Here is a 21061-nt window from a genome sequence, read left to right as displayed (position 1 = left end):
ATTTCTCCTCCTAAAAAAGCCCTTTCCCCATAAAGGAAAGAGCTTTTCACCATTTATGCCTTTTTGGGAACTACTAATGATACTGCAAATCGGTCAAAATCAACATGCTCTTTCATCCGGTCATTTACATCTTGTAGCGTTAGCGACTCTAACACAGGAATAATCTCAAAGAGATCGGACTCACGGAACCGATAAGCAGTAAATTGATTTGCGATCCACTCTGGCGAGTTTAGCATCCGGAGATTAGACCCAATCTTCTTTTTACGGATTCGTTCAAACTCTTGCTCCGTCAGACCCTTTTGCACTAATTCAGGTAATTCCTTTTCTATTCTAGCAAGCAAACGATCTGGATCTTGGGTATCCCCACCCATTACAGAGAATCCATAACCAGTATCAAGTGAATAATCAAAGCTAAAGTTATCATCAATCAGACCTTCATCATAAAGCGATTGATAAAGATCACTTCCACTACCTAATAGCGCTTCCAAGAAAATGGAGGTGGTCAATTCTTGGCGAATGAGATCATTTCCTGTCTGTTGCACTCGGTCCATACGTTCTTTAAATCCAAAGAAACACTTGGAGATTCCCACGCTTAATTCTGCCACATTGCGTTTAGTAGCCACACTTTCTGGCTCTGCCTCAAAGTAACGCAATATTTCTCCTTGTGGTTCAAACTCTTTTTTAGCTTGATTTTCTCGAATTAGCGTCATCGTTTTTTCCGGATCAACTGCCCCTACAACAAACATCACCATATTACTTGGGTGGTAGAACGTATTATAACAAGTGTAGAGCATCTCTTTCGTAATCTTAGCAATCGACTCTACTGTACCTGCAATATCAATATGAACAGGATGTTTATGGTACATCGCTTCAATTAATCCAAAATAAGAACGCCAGTCCGGATTATCATCGTACATTCTGATCTCTTGACCAATAATCCCTTTTTCCTTTTCCACGTTTTGATCGGTAAAGTAGGGACTTTGAACATAATCCAACAAGGTGGTTAGATTCTCTTCTACTTGTTCGGTCGCAGAGAAGAGATATGCAGTCCGAGTGAAACTAGTAAAGGCATTGGCAGAAGCACCTTGGCGGGAAAAAGATTGAAACACATCTTCACCAGATTCTTGTTCAAACATCTTGTGCTCTAAAAAATGGGCTATACCGTCTGGAACTTGATGCTTCTCTTTTCCTTTTACTTGGAATGTATTGTCAATGGAGCCGTACTTCGTAGTAAAAGTGGCATAGGTCTTACTATATCCTGGTTTAGGTAAGATATAGACTTGTAAACCATTGGGAAGCTCTTCTTGGTAAAGCGTTTCTTGGAGTTGCTCATAATGGATAGGCTTCACGCAGATTCCCCTCCTTTATCACGCAAGAAGTATACAACCTCTAGATTTACTTTTTGTGCAACAGCCTGAATATCTGATTTGGTCACCTGTTGCAATTGCAATAATAGATCCATCAATTTTCGTTCCCGCTTGCTAATCATTTGATGGAAGTGATAACCAATCAGATCAAATGGACGATCTAATTGCTGACGATATTGATTGGAGAGAGTTGCACGTGTTTGTTCAAGTTCGTTCTCCGTAATCTCTCCTGCTTTCATCGCACTCAATTGTTCTTTGATTATTTGTACTGCTTTTTCATAATTTCCAATTTCAATTCCCGATTGGATGAATAATAGCCCTTTTAAACTCTCGATTTGCGATGAACAATAATAGGCCAAGCTCTCCTTCTCCCGAACGTTTCGGAATAGCTTGGAGTGAGGGAATCCACCTAAAATCCCGTTATACATTAGAAGAGCAGGATAATCTTCCTCCGCAAACGAAATTTGGGTACGTAAGCCCAAATTTAACTTTCCTTGTTGTACATCAAGATGATCCACTACCTCTTTTTCTTGTTCCTTTGTTGGCTTTGAATCAGAGATCATGGAGACAAGTTCTGTTCGTTTCGCTTCAGTGAGCGCACTAGGCAAGTACTTTTGCAATATTTGTTGCACTTGTGCGCTGTCCACATTCCCTACGCAGTAAATATCGATAGGAGCAGTTTGTAATAGGTCTTGGTAGTATGTATAAAGTTCCGAACCATCAATCGTTGCTAGATCTTCTACTGTACCTAGACCAAACAGAGCATATGGTTCTCCTTTGCATAACTCTTCTGAGCAACGAACGGCCGCATAGCGAATCTTGTCATCTTGGAGACTTTCAATTCGCTGCTTTAATACTTTTTTCTCTGATTCTACCACCTTATCTGGGAATGCTTTTCCTTCTAAAGCAGGGTCTGTTAACACTTCTACTAACAACTGAATTCCTTTTTCCAAAAGAGGTTCTTTGGAACTGAGGTATTGCTCATTGGCAATATCCAATCCGATCTGTAGAAGATGAAGCTCCCCTTTTTTCATTACATCTGCAAAGAATCCAGCACCATAGAGATTTTCTAGCTCTCGGCGTAATTGAACTGATGTAGGGAAGCGACTTGTCCCTCTCTGTAATACATTAGAAAGAAGGGCATGTTTCGTCACTGTTTCCGCTTGTAACTTCTGTCTCAAAAAAATGGAAAACGAAGTTGTTTTAAACTTTTCACTTGGTAATACATGTAAGTTAATACTTCCTAATGCAATGGTTTGAAAACTTCCTTGCATTGGTTTCATACCCCATCTCTGTATTGGAGATACACACTACTTCTATTATATCCTAACAAATTTGATTGACTAAATATTTTTACAAAAAAAGCCTATTTTACGAACACCTTTGTTTCTTTTAAGCTTACGCTTCCTTAGATCAAAATTCGTTCGCTCACGAATTTTGATCTAAGCGCTAGCAATCATGATTATTTCAATTCCGCTTCTGTCTTGGGTACCTTGATCTGGCCTTGCACAATTTTTTGTTTATATTCTTCTACCTTGGCTTTCACTTCTGGTGTTACATACTTGGAATAAGGATACGCAATTCCATCCTCTTTTAATCCTAGATCAGTTACCGTTCCTAACGTAGCAGTACGATCTTTTACTTGTTTGGAAAAATCGTATACTGCTTTGTCCAAACGTTTTACCATCGAGCTTAGCGTATGATTAGGTGCTAGATTAGACTGATCCAAGTCTGCGCCAATAACAAAATATTTTCCAACATCTCTCGTTTTGGCTTCATCAAAAACACCTTTTCCAGCCCCACCCGCAGCATGGTAAATTACGTCGGCACCACCATTGTACATGTTGGAGGCAATCGAACGAGCTTTGGTAGCATCTGTAAAACTTTCCGTATATGCTACTTGAACGGTTGCTTTCGGATTAACAGCTTTTACTCCTGCACGATATCCCACTTCAAATCGTTTGATAAGAGGCGAACTGATTCCTCCTACAAAACCGACTTTATTCGTTTTTGTTGTGAGCCCTGCCATTACACCCATGAGATAGGATCCCTCCTCTTCACGGAACGTAATTGCAGCTACATTTTTGGGTACCTGATTATTTAGATTGGTATCAACCACACCAAATGTTTGCTCTGGAAAACGTTTGGCTACCTCAGGAAGGGCTTTTTCAAACTTAAATCCCACTCCCCAGATTAGATCTCTCTTCTCTCTTGCAAAACGTGTCAAGTTAGGGACGTAGTCATCTTCCCGTTTAGACTCTAAATACTTCACATCTGCTGGTAACTCTTTTCCTGCACGAGTCAGACCTGTCCATGTAATCTCATTAAAAGATTGGTCATTAATCCCACCTACGTTCGTTACCATGCCAATTTGAAATGTATCTTTGCCACCATTACCTTGGTTTGTTGTTTGATTTTCATTATTATTTGCGTTTGCACAGGCAGTTCCAATTAGGCTGATCGCTACGATGGCACCTGTCCACTTTTTCCACGATCTCATTTTTCCACTCCTTGATTTCTTACTTACTTGGGACATTGATATCTCCCTTGATTATTTTTTGCTTATATTCTTCTACTTTTTGAGTCACTTCTGGTTTCACCAATTTGGATTGTGGAAAAGACAGTGCATCTTCTTTCAAACCAAGAGTGATCACTCTACCAAGTTTTGCGTTCCCCTCTTTCACTTGTTTCGAGATATCGTAGACAGCAGCATCTACTCGTTTTACAAGCGAACTAAGGGTATGATCTGGCGCGAGACGTGCTTGGTCTTGATCACAACCAATAACAAAAAACTTTCCTTTTTCTCTCGTCTTCACCTCATCAAATACTCCTTTTCCAGTACCACCTGCTGCATGGAAAATGATATCAGCTCCACCATTGTATAGGTTAGCAGCTAAGGATCGACCCTTAGTAGCGTCTGTAAAAGATTCTGCATAAGCGACTTGAACGGTTGCCTTTGGATTCACTTCTTTCACTCCTGCAACAAACCCCGACTCAAACTTTTTAATAAGCGGACTTGACACCCCACCTACAAAACCAACCTTGTTCGTTTTCGTACTAAGCCCAGCCAAAACTCCCATTAAATAAGAACCTTCTGCCTCTCTAAACGTAACAGCAATCGCATTTTTCGGTACTTTTCCACCTAAATCTGAATCAACCATACCAAAATTACTATCAGGAAATTGATTCGCTGCTTCTATAATTGCCTTATCTAGACGAAACCCAATTCCCCAGATAATGTTGCGTTTTTCTCGAGCAAATCGGGTCAGGTTGGGAATAAAATCATCTGAACGTTTCGATTCTAAATATTTTACATCTGCAGGTAGGTCTTTCCCCGCTCTTGTAATTCCATTCCAAGCAGATTGGTTGAATGATTCGTCATTGATTCCTCCTGTATCTGTTACCATCCCAATCTTGAAAGAACCTTTCGTTCCATCCTGTGGTGCTCCTTGATTCCCCTCATTTTTCGTGTCGGTGGCACACCCAGCGAGCACTAAAAGAGAAAGCATAAAGGGAAAAGCTTTTTTCCATTTCATAAAACTGTCTCCTTTCCTCTTAATGCCGTTAGTATGTCCAACGGTTTTGGCTTTACAAGAAGGAAAAAAGTGCCGGATTTTACCCGACACTTCATCGTGTTCCTTTTTGATATGGTTTACCAAGTGCTGCTGGTGATTGTGCTCGCCCAACAAAACCAGCGAGTGCCAAGATGGTAAAGAGATAGGGAATCATATTCAATACTTCACTTGGTACATAAGCAGTCAAACCAAAGATTTGCCCGATTAATGCTAACGCTACTGCAAAACCAAAGAACAAACCAGCTCCCAATAAGCCAAAAGGACGCCATTTTCCAAATATAAGTGCTGCGAGTGCGATAAAACCTTGGCCTGCTACGGTCACTAGACTGAATTCACTGCCAATCGCAATAGAGAGACCAGCTCCACCAATAGCTGCAAGTGCCCCACTGATCATGACAGCCACATATCGACGGGAAATTACGGAAACTCCTGCTGTTTCTGCGGCATGGGGATGCTCACCAATTGCTCTTAGGCGTAAGCCAAAAGGAGTTTGATAGAGAAGCCACGAAGTGAATAGGACCGCCAATAAGGCAATATAAGTGGTTGGATATGCGCGAAAGAGAGCAGGTCCTATTATTGGAATATCACTAAGAAAAGGGATGTAGAGTGGCTCTAGCTTTACAGGAACAACAGGTGTCTGACCTGCTCCTTCATAGATACGTTTCACTAAGTAGACGGATAGACCAACGGCAAGAAAATTGATCGCTACTCCTGTTACCACTTGATCCGCTTGAAACGTGATGGTCGCTACTGCGTGAAGGAGAGCCAACAAGATCCCAGCGATTATAGCAGATAACAGTCCCAACCATGCGCTTCCCGTCACGATCGTCATCTGAGCAGCAGTAAAAGCTCCTATGGTCATTAATCCTTCCAAACCAATATTGACCACTCCAGATCGTTCAGAGTAAAGCCCACCTAATCCCGCTAATAAGAGAGGAGTAGCGTACAAGATAGTAGTTGACAAAATGCTGGTAATCGTATCAAGCATTGGCCTCCCCCCTTTTTTTGCGGAAAGCACGGAATAGTTTTCCTGATATATTGGCAGCAACTAATAAAATAATGGCAGCAAAGACAATACGAATCACTTCAAACGGCACTCCTGCGACAAATTGCATGTTGCCTCCACCATAAGTCAAAACCCCAAATAGTATGGAAGCCAGCACCACTCCGATCGGTGTATTTCCACCAAGTAAAGAGACAGCAATTCCGTCGAAGCCGATACCAGTAAAGGCATCTTGAATCGCAAGATACTCACTAGTTCCGAGTAATTCAGTGGCACCAGCTAAACCAGCGAGTGACCCACTAATCATCATCGAAGCTACGATATTTTTTTTCACCTTTATCCCTGCATACTCGGCTGCCAGCGGATTGTAGCCTACTGCTCGTAATTGAAAACCAAGTGCACTTTTAAAGAGAAGCCAACTAACCAAGATTGTAGCGAGCAGTGCAAGTAAGATTCCAAAATGTAATCTAGCACCCTCAAATAGTTCCGACAAACCAGGAGAGCGTATCGATGCAGTATCCAAAATACGATCAGTAGAGTCTCTACCTGGAGCTAACACTTGGCGAACCAATACATTGGAGAGATATAGTGCAATAAAGTTCATCATGATACTAATAATTACCTCATGTACACCTCTTGTTGCCTTTAAAACACCGGGAATAGACGCCCATAGAGCACCAGCCAAAGCTCCTACAATAAGAGAGATAATCGCATGAGCTACAGGAGGCAATGGGATCAGTAATCCAATGATAACTGCGGTCAATTGACCTACTAAAAATTGCCCTTCCACCCCAATATTAAACAGTCCGGTCCGAAAGGCGACTGCGACTGCCAAACCAGTAAAAATAAGAGGCGAAATCGTTCGGATTGTCTCTCCTAGATCGTATCGTTGTAATAAGGAACTCCCAAACAAAGCTCCATAAGCATCTAGAGGATCATAACCAGAAGCGATCATGGCTATGGCACCAATTATTAAGCCAATAAAAACAGAGAGAAGAGAGGTCCAAAAACTAGATTGGCGATTCAACTTAGATAGGATTTTCACTCTCTGTCTCCTCCTTTGCTACCACATTTTGTCCACCTGCCATCAGGTACCCTAATTCCTCTTCGGTTACCGTCTGCGGATTCACCCAACCTTGGATTTTACCTTCATATATAACAGCTAATCGATCACTTAGCTTTAGCACCTCATCTAACTCTAAAGAAAAGAGAAGGACAGCGCCTCCCTTATCTCGATGATCTATAATTCGACGATGGATAAACTCAATCGCACCAACATCCATTCCACGAGTCGGCTGTGCGGCGATAAGTAGTTCAGGTTCGCGGGATAGCTCTCTAGCGATAATTACTTTTTGTTGATTCCCACCAGACAGAGAGCGGGCAAGAGTATGTTCATCTTGGGTGCGCACATCATATTCCGAAATAAGATCACGGGCAAACTGGTCCGCTTTAGCATACTGAATGGAGAGCCCCTTTTTAAATGGTGGGAGATAGTAAGTTTGCAAAATCATATTCTCACTTACTGTAAAGTCCAAAACCAAGCCACGTTTTTGCCTGTCTTCTGGAATATGACCAAATCCAAGTCCGGTCATTTTACGAGGTTTGAACGAATTAATCACTTGATCTTTCACTCGAATCGTTCCAGACTCTATTGCACGAAAACGCGCCAACGCCTCAATCAATTCACTTTGTCCATTCCCATCTACCCCAGCTATTCCTACAATCTCGCCAGCTTTCACATCCAGTGATAGTCCATCTACCACATTACTATTATCTGTGCCTTTCACGACTAATTGATCTATCTGGAGCACTGACTTTCCAGGTTGTGCCTTTTGTTTGGACAGATCAAACGAGACTTCGCGCCCTACCATAAGGGCAGCTAACTTTTTCTCATCTGTTTCGTGTATGTTGACGGTATCCATTACTTTGCCACGCCGTATTACAGTACAACGATCCGCTGTTCGCATAATCTCTTTCAATTTATGAGTTATAAATATAATGGTCTTCTCTTCACGAACTAACCCACGCATGATCTCTGTTAATTCTTCGATCTCCTGTGGGGTGAGCACAGCAGTAGGTTCATCAAAGATCAACGTATCGGCTCCACGATAAAGTGTCTTTAGGATTTCGACACGTTGTTGCATTCCAACTGAGATGTCTGCTACTTTTGCCCTGGGATCAACTCGTAATTTGTAACGATCAGACAGCTCTTGTATTCGCTTCTCTGCTTGCCTAAAATCAATTTTTCCTGAAGTTCGTTCGTCGCCCAAAATGATGTTCTCTGTAACAGTAAACGGCTCCACCAACATAAAGTGCTGATGAACCATGCCAATCCCTAAACGATTTGCTATAGTTGGATCGTCGATTTCTACCTTCTGCTCTTTGATCCAAACCTCTCCTTCATCTGCCTGGTATAACCCAAAAAGAATGTTCATCAGAGTCGATTTTCCTGCTCCGTTTTCTCCAAGCAGCGCATGAATCTCTCCTTGCTTTACTGCCAGATTGATTTGATCGTTGGCAGTAAACTTACCAAAACGTTTTGTTATATTTCGCATTTCTACCACATTCACATACAATTCCTCCCTTGAGGAAATAAAAAAGCTAGCGGGGGTACCGCTAGCACCTTGACTTTAGCATGTGTAATTGTCTCATTTCTATGACTTAAGATGTCTGCTTTTCTTGAAGAAGCTGCTCTCTTGTCCATAGTACCTCACGTGGTTTACTTCCCTCATATGGTCCTACTACTCCACGTGCCTCCAACATATCAATCAATCTAGCTGCACGGGAATAACCAATCCGAAAACGTCGTTGTAGCATGGAAACAGAGGCTGTCTTGGAATCGATAACTAGTTCGATCGCCTGTTCAAATAATTCATCTTGAAAATCATCTGTATTTTTTACATCTTGAGTAGTTGGGATCATCTCTTCTTGATAATCTGGCTTCTGCTGATTCTGAACAAACTGAACTACTGCCTCTACTTCCTCATCAGATAAATATGTTCCTTGAACACGTGTCGGTTTGGATGCTCCAATTGGAAGATAGAGCATATCTCCACGTCCAAGAAGTTTTTCTGCCCCACCCATGTCCAAAATCGTTCGTGAATCTGCTGAAGAAGAGACCGCAAAAGCGATCCTGGATGGAATATTGGCTTTTATGACCCCGGTAATGACATCTACCGATGGACGCTGAGTCGCAATTATTAAATGGATTCCAGCCGCACGGGCCATTTGAGCTAAGCGACAGATTGCATCTTCTACATCCGCTGGAGCTACCATCATCAGGTCTGCTAACTCATCTACTACCACGACAATATACGGGAGCCGTTCTAGCTCTGGGTTCTCTTGTGCAATCTGATTGTATCGCTCAATGTCTCGAGCACCGTTTTTGGCAAATCGTTCATAGCGTTTTTCCATCTCTTGAACCACTTTTTTGAGTGCGATTGCTGCTTTTCGTGGATCTGTCACTACAGGTGCTAATAAATGAGGTATCCCATTGTAGACGTTTAGCTCTACCATTTTGGGGTCAATCATCATTAATTTCACTTCATCTGGTTTCGCCTTATAGAGTAGGCTAATTAAAATCGCATTAATACAGACACTTTTTCCGGCCCCTGTTGCTCCTGCAATCAGAAGATGTGGCATCTTCGCCAAATTTCCTACAACTGGCTCTCCTGCAATATCACGTCCTAATGCCATTGCCAGTTTGGATTTTTCTTTCTGATACGCATTCGCTTCTAAAATATCACGAAGTCCCACCATCGAAATCTCAGAGTTAGGTACCTCGATTCCAATAGCCGATTTACCCGGAATGGGTGCCTCGATACGAATCCCTTTGGCTGCGAGAGCTAGGGCAATATCATCTGCTAGACTTACGACACGACTCACTTTCACCCCTACTTCTGGTTGTAACTCGTATCGTGTTACTGCAGGACCACGATGGATATGTACTACCTTCACCTGAACTCCAAAACTCTGGAGTGTGGATGCCAGTTTCTTTCCATTGGTACTTAGTTCATTACGATTGACACTAGGAGCTTTATCAGGTTTTTGAATTAAATCAAATGGTGGTATTTCATAATGCAAAACCTCTTCTGGTTTTGTCGTGAAGGTTACTTCCACACTGTCCTCAGAAAGAGGTGGCTCTTGATTTTTGGTTTTTACGTTGACTCGTACAGCATCCGGTGTATTTTCAGGACTTGGGATGCTTTGCTCTAACGGTAGTCTCATCTGCTCAGCTTTCCTATTAAAAGGAAGGGGTTCAATAGGGTGATCCTCAAAGTCCGAGATTGGGATCGGCGCTAATTCTTTTCGTGCTTCTCCCACTTCATGCTCTTCCAATCCATCTACTTCTAATAAATAATCTTCTTTCTCGTGATTCCGCACAATTTGCTTCGATCTTCGACGCTTTTTAGTTCTTTTTTTGTTTAATAGCAAACTGGCCAGTTGCTCTTTCCAGTTCCCCTTTTTCAATTTCCAGTTTTCTCGCAGATTCGTGAGAAATTTGACATAAGAAAAACCAGTGCTTAGTAAAATTCCTACTGAGATAAAGGCCCCTATCACAATTACTGTTCCTACCTCATCAAACAAGAAGTAGGAAACGGTGTAAAGAACAGCACCTACCATACCTCCGCCTACATCTGACGGATTTTCCATATGATTACGTTCCTCTAATAACAGATTCCAAGTCTTATCCATGATACTCCCATTAAAACCCTGTTCTTGATAGACTTGAAAAGTATGAAAATGATTGAGGGCCAAAAGTGAGAGGAGTACGATTAAAATTCCAGTCAAGCGAGGAGACCACTCTTTCGGCCAACGACGACGGATCATTACATAAAAAGCGACACCTACCCCAAGTAGTGGGATAAGAAAATCCCAATTGCCGACGATAAATCGAGATAAATAGGTTAAATTTCGGCCGATGGCTCCAAAACTAGCCATTGTGATGATAGATACTGCTAAAATGGCAATCCCATATATCTCAAATATCAGTTCCTGTTTCAATTTTTCTTTTTTTGAGACTTCTTGTTCTAGTGTTTTTCTCTTTCTTCCCATAATTCCACCTCAACATCATGCCAGTCCATTCCCTATTATAGCAGGAAAAGATGACCAACTGGTAGGATAGGCGGAATTTTTTGGAAGTCGCAACGGATATTCACTCTTCCATTTTTTATCCAAAAGTGTACGAAAAGAAAAAGGACAAATAAAGCTAACATGTGCTTTTATTTGTCCTAATTATTTAGTTGACACCTAACGTGACAGCAGTGCCAGGTTGTAACTCAGCACGTAAATAATCTTGTGGATCACTACTTAACACTCGAAAGATTTGAGCTTCCCCATTTTCTTGGACAAGTATTTGTACCGAGATCCCCTGTATCATGACTTCTTCGATGTGAAGAGATGTTTCCGGAGTAAATTGGCTAGCTACATACTCTGTTGGATAAATAGTCCAATGGATCATTGCAAAATCTCCTGTTTACGAGCCTCAATCATGGCATTTAGTTCTTTGATCGCAGAGGAGATTCCACCAACTTGATCAATCAGTCCATACTCTACCGCATCAGCACCAATCACATTGGTTCCGATATCACGTGCAAGATCGCCTGTCCGGAACATCAGCTCTTTGAACTTTTCTTCTGTAATATGTGAATGGGAGGAAACAAACTTGGTAACACGTTCCTGCATCCGCTCTAAGTACTCAAATGTTTGAGGAACTCCGATCACCAATCCAGTTAACCGAACAGGATGGATGGTCATGGTAGCTGTTTCCGCTATAAAAGAACGCTGTGCTGCCACTGCAATCGGTACCCCAATACTGTGACCTCCCCCTAATACAATCGAGACGGTAGGTTTACTCATCGTTGCGATCATTTCTGCAATCGCAAGCCCAGCTTCTACATCTCCTCCCACTGTATTTAAGAGGATAATCATACCGTCTATCTTTGGGTTTTGCTCAGCGGCAACAATTTGCGGAATTACATGTTCATACTTTGTAGTTTTGTTTTGTGGTGGCATCACTAGATGTCCTTCAATCTGTCCAATTACAGACAGACAGTGAATGTTAGATTCTAATTGCGGAACATTCGTCTGTCCCAGTGATTGAATGGCATTAATTACGCTATTTTTGCGGCGGTTGGAATCGTCCTCTGCTGGTTTTGCAGGCGGCATATTGGGTGAATCTGGTGTGAAATCAGGATTTTGTTCATTGGTCATATTGGTCACCTATTTTCCGGAAATGATAACCTTAGTTTGACCTCTTCCTATAAAAATTAGTCAGTTTTCAAAGGAATCAATGAACTAAACTCACCTACTGTAAATAGGTGCAATTCATGAAGTGCTCTCGTGCATCCTACAAAGAGTAGTTTGGCATGGTGTTCTTCTAGCGGATAATTCTCCTTGGTTACATCTACTAACAGAACCGCATCGAATTCCATCCCTTTACTAAGCGGAATGGGCACAATAGAAATCCCACCCATATACTGATCTTGGTGAGAACTAAGCTGTTGAACTGATATTTTTTGAATTTGCAACCACCTAGACCAATCATTTGCCGCTTCTTCATTCCGAACGATAATCGCAATTGTTTTATGACCTTTTCTCTTCAATTCTTCCAATTTGCCTGTTAACGCAACCTGAACAACTTGTTTGGATCCTTTGGTACAAGTCACCAATTCACCCGTACGGGAGACAGCCTCCGCTAATAGCTCCTGATCGACAAAAGGTGCAATAATCTTATTGGCAAATTGAATAATCTCTTGAGTAGAACGATAACTACGGGTTAAGCGAAATAGAATGAACCGATTAGATGGAAATAGAGACAAAAACTGTTCCCAATGATGAATTCCTCTTTCTGGATAAATCGTTTGGAGCAAATCCCCTAAAATGGTAAATGAACTTCCTCTTGCATGCTGCTTCAATACTTCCATTTGAAACGGAGAATAGTCCTGCGCTTCATCTACGACCACGTGCTGGTATTGCCACTCACTTGGAACACCATATAGTTGGTGATGAAGAAATAGCAAGGGAGCCAAATCGCTCCATTCCCATGATGTTTTTGACTTTTCATTCCAATATCCCTTATGAAATTGACGATACAACTCAGTCACCTTCGGCACTTTCCAACTCTTCACTGTGGAGCGAATCAGTTTCATTGCTTCTTTTTTCCACTGACCACGAGGATCTATCCCCCGAATATCCCGATGTTCCATCTCCACTTGCCGTTCCAATCTGGCCGCAATCCGCTCGATCCGTTTGGCAAAAGGCTCATGGCGATATTCTTGTGTGAACCATTTTTCTAATAAATCTAATGATATTTCTTTATTTCTCCATAAGGGAATCGACTTTTTAGGAAGACGGGTCTGGGTCCAAGATTGGAACCACTTTTCTAAGGCTTCCTTATATGCCAATGAACCTTTCACTTGTGTCTTTTCACTGTCTCCTCCAAAAGTGAACGGTTCCTCTAAAATAGATTGTGCCCACTCCCAAAAAGTAGTCTGCTGAACCCCGCCCACGCCTAACTCAGGTAATACATCCGAAATATAATCGAGAAACATCCGGTTTGGGGCAAAGATGATCATTTTCTCTGGTTTTAGCTGTTCTTGATACTGATAAAGCAGAAATGCCAGCCGGTGAAGGGCAACCGTTGTTTTTCCCGACCCAGGAACCCCTTGAATAACTACTGCTTGATCTTTTTCCGTTCGAATCATTTGATCTTGTTCTTGTTGAATGGTGGAGACAATATCTCGTAATTTGCTGTCTTTCTTTTCTTCTAGCAAAGAAAGTAGATATTCGTCTCCCCCTCCACTTCCTTCTTCCCCTTTTATATAACTATCGACGAGCCTCTCTAGTTCTTGTTCTCGTATATGTAAATGGCGTTTTAGTGCAATTTCACCTTCTATTAACCCCTCAGGAGCTACATATTCAGCTTGACTACTAGCCCCTGAAAAAGAATAGAACATACTAGCAAGTGGTGCACGCCAATCCACAACTAGGATCTGTTGATTCTCCCCTTCTACGCCATGTTTTCCTATGTAGTATGGTAAAAAGCCTTCTTTTCCTTGTTCTTGAAAATCAATCCGTCCAAAATATGGAGAGGGCAAAGCTCGTTTTAACGCCTGAATCTGTAGTTGACGTTGATCATCTAATGCCTGCTCGACCAGTTCTTTACCAGTATACCGAGGAATTTGTTGTTTGATCGACAATTGTTCCTTCATATAATGGACCGTTTCTGACAACTTTGCATGTTCCAATTCTTGATCTTTCATTCCGCTCACATCCTTTCGAAGTTTTCATTATATACCAAATACCTCCAACTTTTGAATATGAGGGTATGAGGTTTCTTCAAGTGATAATTTGAACTTGTTCAATAGAAAGTTATTGAAATTATCTTCTGAATTATGTTAATCTAAGCGAGCACAACTCCACACCTTGAATCCATCTGATGGTACAGCCGTGATATGGATTCAAGGTGTGGACTCTATGTCCCTCCTTGAATAAAACCTATTTATTATAAGGAGGAACTATCTATGGAAAACAAATGGATCAATCAGTCAGAAATGAAGGAACTAATCGCTTCCTATCTTACACACGTGACAAAACTCGCTAGAGAAAATTATCTAGAGATGCACTGGAGTGAGTATTACGCTGCTCGTGTATCAATCGCAACAGTATTAGATCAATTTATTTCAGACAAGGATATTCCTTGTGAAACATCAAAAGAATGGCAATTGCTCTTCACAGATATTTGTCAAAAGTCCGAAGACAAAGATCTCTTATTCTGGAAGCGATATAATGGATTTTACGTTCCAGATACAATCAACGATATACTACAATAGTTGTGCATAACCAATCTGGCTCTTCGCTAGATTGGTCTTTTATTTTTATGATTTAAGCATAAAAGATCCCTCTGAGTATACAGAAGGATCTTTTGTCGGTAACTTATTCCGTTTTGGTTCTTTGGCGTCTTGTAAGATAAATTGCTCCAGCCAAAGCTGCGGTACCACCCAATACTGCAGTACCTAGATCATTACTTGCAGTATCTGGAAGCTCTCCGCCATCTATTGTCTTAGGAGCATCTGGACCGATTTTGTCTTGAGAGGTAGATGTTTTCCCACTTTGATTGGTTACAACATCTTGTCCTCCTATTACAGTATTATTGTTACCAGTATTGTTAGAAGGTCCCTGAACGATCAACGAATCCTTTTGATCTGGAGATGGGACAGTCATATCAGATGATGGAACATTTTCATTAGTAGGTTCGGTTATAGCAGGAATATCTGTACTTACAGATGGAGTTTCGTTACTTACAGTTGGCGTTTCGCTTTCTAATATTGATTTTTCCAACGCTAAGATGTCACGAGTCTCTCCAAACAATTCCGGCATGCTTGGTTGTTCTTCTACTACCTCAGGAGATGGCTTGTTCTCTGATCCTTCTGAGCGGCCCTCATTTTCCGATTGGTTCCCTGGATTATCTTGTTTGTTTGATTCGAGACTAAGTAAGGAGAATGTCATGGTTCCTGTGTTTTTGTTAACTGGTGTCTCAAATAACGAAGTAAAAATACTACTTAGGGTAACCTGATGATCTCCGCTCTCCTGATTGTCTCTACTCTCCATATTTTCTGGCAATGGAGTTACCATAATTGGAGTTGTAGGGACTTCTGGTATATCTACCTGAACTGGTGCAGATTCTTCTTTTTGTGTATTGGAAGTATTCTTTTTATAAGTCCATTTCTTTTTCTTCACAGGTTTATCGGCTTTTTTCTTAGGTGCCTCTTGTTGATAAGATGGTGCTGGTGTTTCTTCTTTCTTAACAGGTTCAACCTCCACTTGAACTGGTGGTTGCTCTTGTTTCACTGGTTCAACCTCCACCACAGGCACTGGTGTCTGAACAGCAGGTTGCTGCTTCACGATTAATTCTAGTTTATCTTTTTCTTGTAACTTAAGCTCTTTACGCAAGTTAGCACGGAGCTCATCTAGATTGATCTGTCCATCAGCCGGGATGATCACTTCTTTTGTAACTACCTTTGCTGGAGTTTCCTTAGTAGCTGTTTCTTTTGTCGTTGCCTTTGGAGTAGATTGTTTCGTTGTGATCGTTTTGGCACCGTCTCGTACTACTACTTTCGTTGCCTCTGTTTTCTTAGTCGCTACCTTTTTTGTCTCTGTCTTTTTAGTCTCTGCTTTCGGTTGAGCTGAATCAGTAGGTTTTGTAACCTGCTTTTTCTCTTGAACCTTTGTTGTTTTTGTCTTTTTAGTCTCTGCTTGCGATTGAGTTGACTTGGTCGTGTTAGTAGATTTTGTTGTTTTCTTCAGATCTTTTTCAACAGAACTGGTCTTCTTCAATTTCGAAGACGATTTTACGTTGACCTCGATCTTCTTTTTTGTTTCCGTCTTTTTCTTCGTAGAAGATTTCGTTTGTTTAGTAGCTGTTTTCTTCGTTGATTTTTCTTGTGTTATATTTGTTTTCTTATCCGATTTCTCGGTATCTTTTGCTGCTGCACTTGCATCGGTACCATACATCATCACACCTGTAGATAATGCCAAGGTAAACAATGCTGCTTTAGATACCATTTTGGAAGTGCCGCCAGTTATATGGGCTGCTCTCTCTTTAGAGTAGGATATCGTCGGAACTTCTGTACGTAAACTTTCCAATTCCATAACCATTTGAAATTGTTGCATACTATTATTCAAACTACTTGTTGGTTTACTCACGCAGGATCCCCTTTCTGCTCTTCTGTCTGATTGCTTCCGTTAATCTAAAGAGTAAGTCATCTTAAGATTACCTGATCTAAATAGTCTGTTCAATGGAGTTTTAAATTTGTTAAAAAAATATAAAAATTTGGCAACATACCTTTTACCTTCACAAGTCCGAATAGAAAAACAGCCTTTTTTAAGAGGCTGTCTTCTTGGCGAGATCCGAAACAGGAACTTCTTCTTTTTTCTCTGAAAGATTGGAAACAAGAAAAATGCTAAATAAAATTAGGATTAGTCCTATAAATAAATTAGAAGATACCGGTTCATGTAATAAAATAGCCCCAAAAATCGTGCCAAATATCGGGTTTAAGAAAGTGACCATAAGAGTACGGATAGATCCGATACTTTGAATCAAGGAGAAGTAGATTAAATAGGCGATTGCAGTCGAAACAATAGCCAGCATTGCTAGACTTGCCCATGCTTGCCAAGTAGGCATTGTAGTGGGAAGATGCGTCAGGGCAAACGGGAGCAACCAAATCCCTGCACTAACTTGTTGTCCAATTGAGAAAGAGAGAGTATCTACTTTTTTTAGATACTTGGAAATATAGACACCACCAAAAGCATAAGAGATGGTTGCAACGAGGGAGCAAACAACTGCTAAATAAAAGACTTTTGAATCTACTTCTTGACCTAAATCCAATCCAACTAATACCATCACACCTGCTACCCCTACCAGAAGTCCTGTTATTTTTTTCCACCTGAGAGGATCTTTTACCCACATCCAAGCCACCACAGCAGTGCAAAGTGGGGTAAGAGCATTCAAAATGGAGGCAAGAGAAGAAGAGACTACCAGCTCTGAGTATGCAATCAAAGTAAAAGGAATCGCTGCATTGATCGCACCTAATATAAGGAAATCTTTCCAGTTGGCGTAAAGATCGATCTTCTTTTTTCGTATCCAAGCATAAATCCCTAAAACTCCAGCTGCGACTAATACCCGTAAATCCATTAAAACAAATGGACCAAAACTTGGAGCAGCAACACGAATCCATAAAAAGGATGCACCCCATAAAATAGCTAACAGCATAAGAAGCAAAAAATGTTTCTTCTTCATTTTATTCTCCTCATTTAATTCGTTACTCGAAAGTTTAATTGGTTTCACTCTACTCCATTTACGCGCGAAAGTATAGAGTACAATGAACAGTTTTATTTCAGTAACATTTTAGGAGAATGCCAACCCAACAAAACAAACACTGGGGTAATAAGCCCAGTGCTTGTTAATTTATCTATCAATACCTCTTAAGATGAGGAATATGAGCGACGATGTCTTCTTCTACGTCGACGATGGTGATCAGATGAAGAAGAATAATGTCTACGACGAGAACTGGAAGAGTAATAGCGTTTGCGAGAACTAGATGAAGAATGTCTCCGATGTCTCCGGTGCTTTTTGCGCTTAGAAGAAAAACTAAACAATCCCGCATGATACTTCAAACCATCTAAGTCTTCGATCAACTGATCTCGATAGTATTGCGGAACAGAAGTAACCTCAAATCGTCCTACATCCACGATTCTCACTTTGTTCTGTCGGTCAAGCATGAGATTGTTGAGATGTAAGTCATCTGCAATAATACCTTGACGATAACAATCTTCGACATTTCGTTCCATCTGCTGATATATATCCATTCCAAGCTTCTCTCCAGATTGTCGTATCTGAGCAAGCGTGACCCCATCTACCTTCTCTGTTACCATCATATGTTGATCCGCATAAAACAACTTAGGGAAAGCAGCATGCCCGTCCAATCGTTGCAACATTCGAAAGTCATCTTTTTCACTGTAGTTCTCTTTATATACCTTGATGGCATAACCTTCGACTTCCCATACCTTACCACTAAGCCCTTCTCCTAAAAGAAGGTGTTTTTGCTGAAGTTGTTCATTATTAGCCATTTGAGATAGATATCCTACTAATTCTGGATCCAACGAGAAAGATTGTGGTGCCAAACTTTTCCCCTCCTTCTTTTTTCCTTTTCCTCTTAATCTATGAGAGTAAACAAGCAAATAGAAGAAAGCGATTCCAAAAAAAGCCGCTCGATATTATTGTGCAGTATAACCCCCATCGATCACAACAGCTTGTCCTGTAACACCCTTTGCTTTTACACTAGCTAAAAATAGTGCATACTCTCCTATTTCTTCTACATCTAACAAACGTTGTTGTGGAACCAAAGGATAGATCACTTCTTCTAACACTCGCTCTAATGGTACATTTCGTGTTTTAGCTAAATCTTGTAGCTGATTTCGTACAAGTGGAGTATCTACATAACCCGGACAAATCGCATTAGCGGTAATACCATACTTGGCTCCTTCCAATGCTGTCACCTTCGTCAAACCAATCACACCATGTTTGGCACTATTATATGCAGCTTTCCCCGCAAATCCGATCAGACCATTGATCGATGCCATATTCAAGATTCTGCCGTAACCTTGTTTTTTCATAATTGGCATCACATGTTTTGTAGTCAAAAACGGAGCAACAAGCATGACCTGAATTAGTAATTGAAAACGATCTGTTGGAAATTCTTCGATGGGAGAAACATGCTGTAAACCAGCGTTGTTAATCAAAATGTCCAGTTGACCAAAGGTCTCAACCGTTTTTTCAATAGAGGAGATGATCGCTTCTTCATTAGTCACATCTACTTCCAATCCAATTGCCTCATATCCTTCCTCACGAAGAGATGCAACCGCCTTCTCGACTCCTACTTTGTTCATATCAGTTAATACCACTTTGGCATGGTTAGTAGCAAACTTCTTGGCAATCTCAAAACCAATCCCTTGAGCTGCTCCTGTTAGATAGACCACTTTTTGTTCCACCATCTGAATTCTCCTCCTTAACTAATTCATTCTTAAAATAGAAGGCTATATTTTTAATATAATATATTGCAAGAATATTATCTATTATATAATATTTATACAGACACACTTTTTTCACATTTTTTATGTAAGGGCTTACAACAAAGGAGGCTTTTCATTGGCAGTTTTAGGAATTTTTCTAGCGCTAGGACTCCTCATTTTCGTTGCATACCGTGGTTACCCGGTCATTTTATTTGCACCGATCTTTGCGTTACTCGCTGCGGTTCTCTCTGGTCTCCCGCTCCTTCCTACCTTTACGGAAGTCTTTATGGTGAAAGCAGTAAACTATATCAAGTTATACTTCCCGATTTTCCTTTTGGGTGCTATCTTTGGAAAAGTGATGGACGACAGTGGTGCTGCTCGCTCGATTGCCCGCACCCTAATCCAAAAGCTAGGAAAAAATCAGGCAATCCTATCCGTTGTCCTTACTTGTGCAGTTCTTACCTATGGAGGAGTTAGCCTCTTTGTAGTAGCATTTGCGGTTTATCCGTTTGCTGCAGCTGTATTCCGTGAAGCCAATATTCCCAAACGTCTTATCCCAGCTACGATCGCTTTAGGGGCTTTTACATTTACAATGGATGCACTTCCCGGTACTCCACAAGTCCAAAACACCATTCCAACAACGTATTTTAACACGACATCTCTAGCAGCTCCCATCACGGGAACTCTGGGTGCGATCATTGTAGCAGGCGCTGGGTTATGGTGGCTCAATCGTAGAAAAAATAAATTGGTAGCCGCAGGAGAAGGATACGGGTCTCATACACTCAATGAACCCGAAATTAGTTCCGATGAAAAGTTACCTCCTTTTGGATTGGCTCTTGTTCCGCTAATATTAGTACTTGGTGGAAATTTTATCTTAACCAAATATATTCTAAGTGATTGGTATCCAGCTTCTATCATTGCCAATTATCCTGGGCTAAAAGTAGAAAGCGTCCTAGGAGTATGGTCTCTGATCGTTGCTCTAACTATAGGGGTTCTCTTCACTATTTTTATCCAATGGAAATATAAGCGTAATGGGGAAAATGGTAAAGAAAATAAAGGGTTTGGATTAGCAAATACTCTGACTGCAGGTGCAGTAGGTTCCTTACTTGCCATTATGAATACGGCATCAGAGGTTGGCTTTGGTAATGTAATCTCCAGCCTACCTGGTTTCCAAACCGTCTCCGATTTCCTGTTATCGATGAAAACAAATCCACTCATTTCCGAAGCACTATCTATCAACATTTTAGCAGGGATTACCGGTTCTGCTTCTGGTGGAATGAGTATTGCCCTAGATACGATGGGTGCCAAATATCTAGAGTGGGCAAATGCTGCCGGTATTAGTCCCGAATTGCTCCATCGGATCGCCTCGATGTCTGCTGGAGGCATGGATACTTTACCACACAACGGAGCGGTTATCACATTACTTGCTATCTGTGGTCTAACACACCGTCAATCGTATGGAGATATCTTTGCGATCACCGTGATCAAAACGTTGGTAGTACCACTCTTGATCGCATTCACTCTCATAACAGGGTTGGTGTAAG

General features: G+C 41.1%; 17 protein-coding genes. 2 read left to right on the top strand and 15 right to left on the bottom strand.

Annotation, left to right across the window (positions count from 1 at the left end; translation table 11 throughout):
* Window positions 1-53 precede the first annotated feature (53 nt).
* From yfmH to VJ09_RS16955, 11 genes are all read right to left on the bottom strand, one after another.
* Entirely contained in the window at window positions 54-1349 is a 1296-nt protein-coding gene (yfmH, locus tag VJ09_RS17005) for an EF-P 5-aminopentanol modification-associated protein YfmH (protein ID WP_044642776.1), read from the bottom strand.
* Window positions 1346-2641 (bottom strand): EF-P 5-aminopentanol modification-associated protein YfmF, encoded by a 1296-nt coding sequence (yfmF, locus tag VJ09_RS17000; protein ID WP_230199175.1) that lies wholly within the window; start codon window positions 2639-2641, stop codon window positions 1346-1348. The genes yfmH and yfmF overlap by 4 nt, the downstream gene beginning before the upstream one ends.
* 188 nt (window positions 2642-2829) lie before the next feature.
* Window positions 2830-3867: a BMP family lipoprotein gene (locus tag VJ09_RS16995; RefSeq protein ID WP_052807477.1), complete on the bottom strand. Its 1038-nt coding sequence runs from the start codon at window positions 3865-3867 to the stop codon at window positions 2830-2832.
* A 19-nt stretch (window positions 3868-3886) separates the two neighbouring features.
* On the bottom strand, window positions 3887-4903 hold the full coding sequence (locus VJ09_RS16990; RefSeq protein ID WP_044642773.1) for a BMP family lipoprotein: 1017 nt from the start codon (window positions 4901-4903) through the stop codon (window positions 3887-3889).
* Window positions 4904-4994: 91 nt separating this feature from the next.
* Window positions 4995-5930: an ABC transporter permease gene (locus VJ09_RS16985; protein WP_044642772.1), complete on the bottom strand. Its 936-nt coding sequence runs from the start codon at window positions 5928-5930 to the stop codon at window positions 4995-4997.
* On the bottom strand, window positions 5923-6990 hold the full coding sequence (locus tag VJ09_RS16980) for an ABC transporter permease (protein WP_044642771.1): 1068 nt from the start codon (window positions 6988-6990) through the stop codon (window positions 5923-5925). Before VJ09_RS16980 ends, VJ09_RS16985 begins: the two co-directional genes overlap by 8 nt.
* Window positions 6974-8500 (bottom strand): ABC transporter ATP-binding protein, encoded by a 1527-nt coding sequence (locus tag VJ09_RS16975; protein ID WP_044643004.1) that lies wholly within the window; start codon window positions 8498-8500, stop codon window positions 6974-6976. Before VJ09_RS16975 ends, VJ09_RS16980 begins: the two co-directional genes overlap by 17 nt.
* A 106-nt stretch (window positions 8501-8606) precedes the next feature.
* Window positions 8607-11000 (bottom strand): FtsK/SpoIIIE family DNA translocase, encoded by a 2394-nt coding sequence (locus tag VJ09_RS16970; RefSeq protein ID WP_044642770.1) that lies wholly within the window; start codon window positions 10998-11000, stop codon window positions 8607-8609.
* A 184-nt stretch (window positions 11001-11184) separates the two neighbouring features.
* Window positions 11185-11406, bottom strand: a complete 222-nt coding sequence (locus VJ09_RS16965) for a YlzJ-like family protein (protein WP_044642769.1) — start codon at window positions 11404-11406, stop codon at window positions 11185-11187.
* Window positions 11403-12113, bottom strand: a complete 711-nt coding sequence (locus VJ09_RS16960; RefSeq protein WP_044643003.1) for a ClpP family protease — start codon at window positions 12111-12113, stop codon at window positions 11403-11405. The genes VJ09_RS16965 and VJ09_RS16960 overlap by 4 nt, the downstream gene beginning before the upstream one ends.
* Before the next feature lie 101 nt (window positions 12114-12214).
* On the bottom strand, window positions 12215-14209 hold the full coding sequence (locus tag VJ09_RS16955; RefSeq protein ID WP_052807476.1) for a HelD family protein: 1995 nt from the start codon (window positions 14207-14209) through the stop codon (window positions 12215-12217).
* Window positions 14210-14470: 261 nt separating this feature from the next.
* On the opposite strand from VJ09_RS16955, the gene VJ09_RS16950 reads away from it, so the two are divergent.
* Window positions 14471-14779 carry a hypothetical protein gene (locus VJ09_RS16950; RefSeq protein ID WP_044642767.1) on the top strand — a complete coding sequence of 103 codons (309 nt, stop codon included), beginning with the start codon at window positions 14471-14473 and terminating at the stop codon, window positions 14777-14779.
* Window positions 14780-14882: 103 nt separating this feature from the next.
* Here the strand turns inward: VJ09_RS16950 and VJ09_RS17810 are convergent, their stop codons facing one another.
* The 4 genes from VJ09_RS17810 to VJ09_RS16930 form a co-directional block, all read right to left on the bottom strand.
* The gene (locus VJ09_RS17810; RefSeq protein ID WP_052807475.1) at window positions 14883-16652 is read right to left on the bottom strand and encodes a hypothetical protein; all 1770 of its coding nucleotides are present in this window, start codon (window positions 16650-16652) and stop codon (window positions 14883-14885) included.
* A 178-nt stretch (window positions 16653-16830) separates the two neighbouring features.
* A complete protein-coding gene (locus VJ09_RS16940; RefSeq protein ID WP_044642766.1) occupies window positions 16831-17745 on the bottom strand; it encodes a DMT family transporter in 915 nt (304 codons plus the stop codon).
* A 185-nt stretch (window positions 17746-17930) separates the two neighbouring features.
* Window positions 17931-18629 carry a lipopolysaccharide core heptose(II) kinase RfaY gene (locus VJ09_RS16935; protein ID WP_044642765.1) on the bottom strand — a complete coding sequence of 233 codons (699 nt, stop codon included), beginning with the start codon at window positions 18627-18629 and terminating at the stop codon, window positions 17931-17933.
* A gap of 93 nt (window positions 18630-18722) precedes the next feature.
* Window positions 18723-19499: a 3-hydroxybutyrate dehydrogenase gene (locus tag VJ09_RS16930; RefSeq protein ID WP_044642764.1), complete on the bottom strand. Its 777-nt coding sequence runs from the start codon at window positions 19497-19499 to the stop codon at window positions 18723-18725.
* Window positions 19500-19653: 154 nt separating this feature from the next.
* On the opposite strand from VJ09_RS16930, the gene VJ09_RS16925 reads away from it, so the two are divergent.
* Window positions 19654-21060 (top strand): GntP family permease, encoded by a 1407-nt coding sequence (locus VJ09_RS16925; protein WP_044642763.1) that lies wholly within the window; start codon window positions 19654-19656, stop codon window positions 21058-21060.
* Window position 21061: the final 1 nt, after the last annotated feature.

It is taken from the genome of Risungbinella massiliensis, assembly GCF_000942395.1.
In the GTDB taxonomy this organism is placed as follows: Bacteria; Bacillota; Bacilli; order Thermoactinomycetales; family Thermoactinomycetaceae; genus Risungbinella; species Risungbinella massiliensis.
The sequence above is the reverse complement of the archived record's forward strand: the minus strand, read 5'-3'. Positions and strand labels throughout refer to the sequence as shown.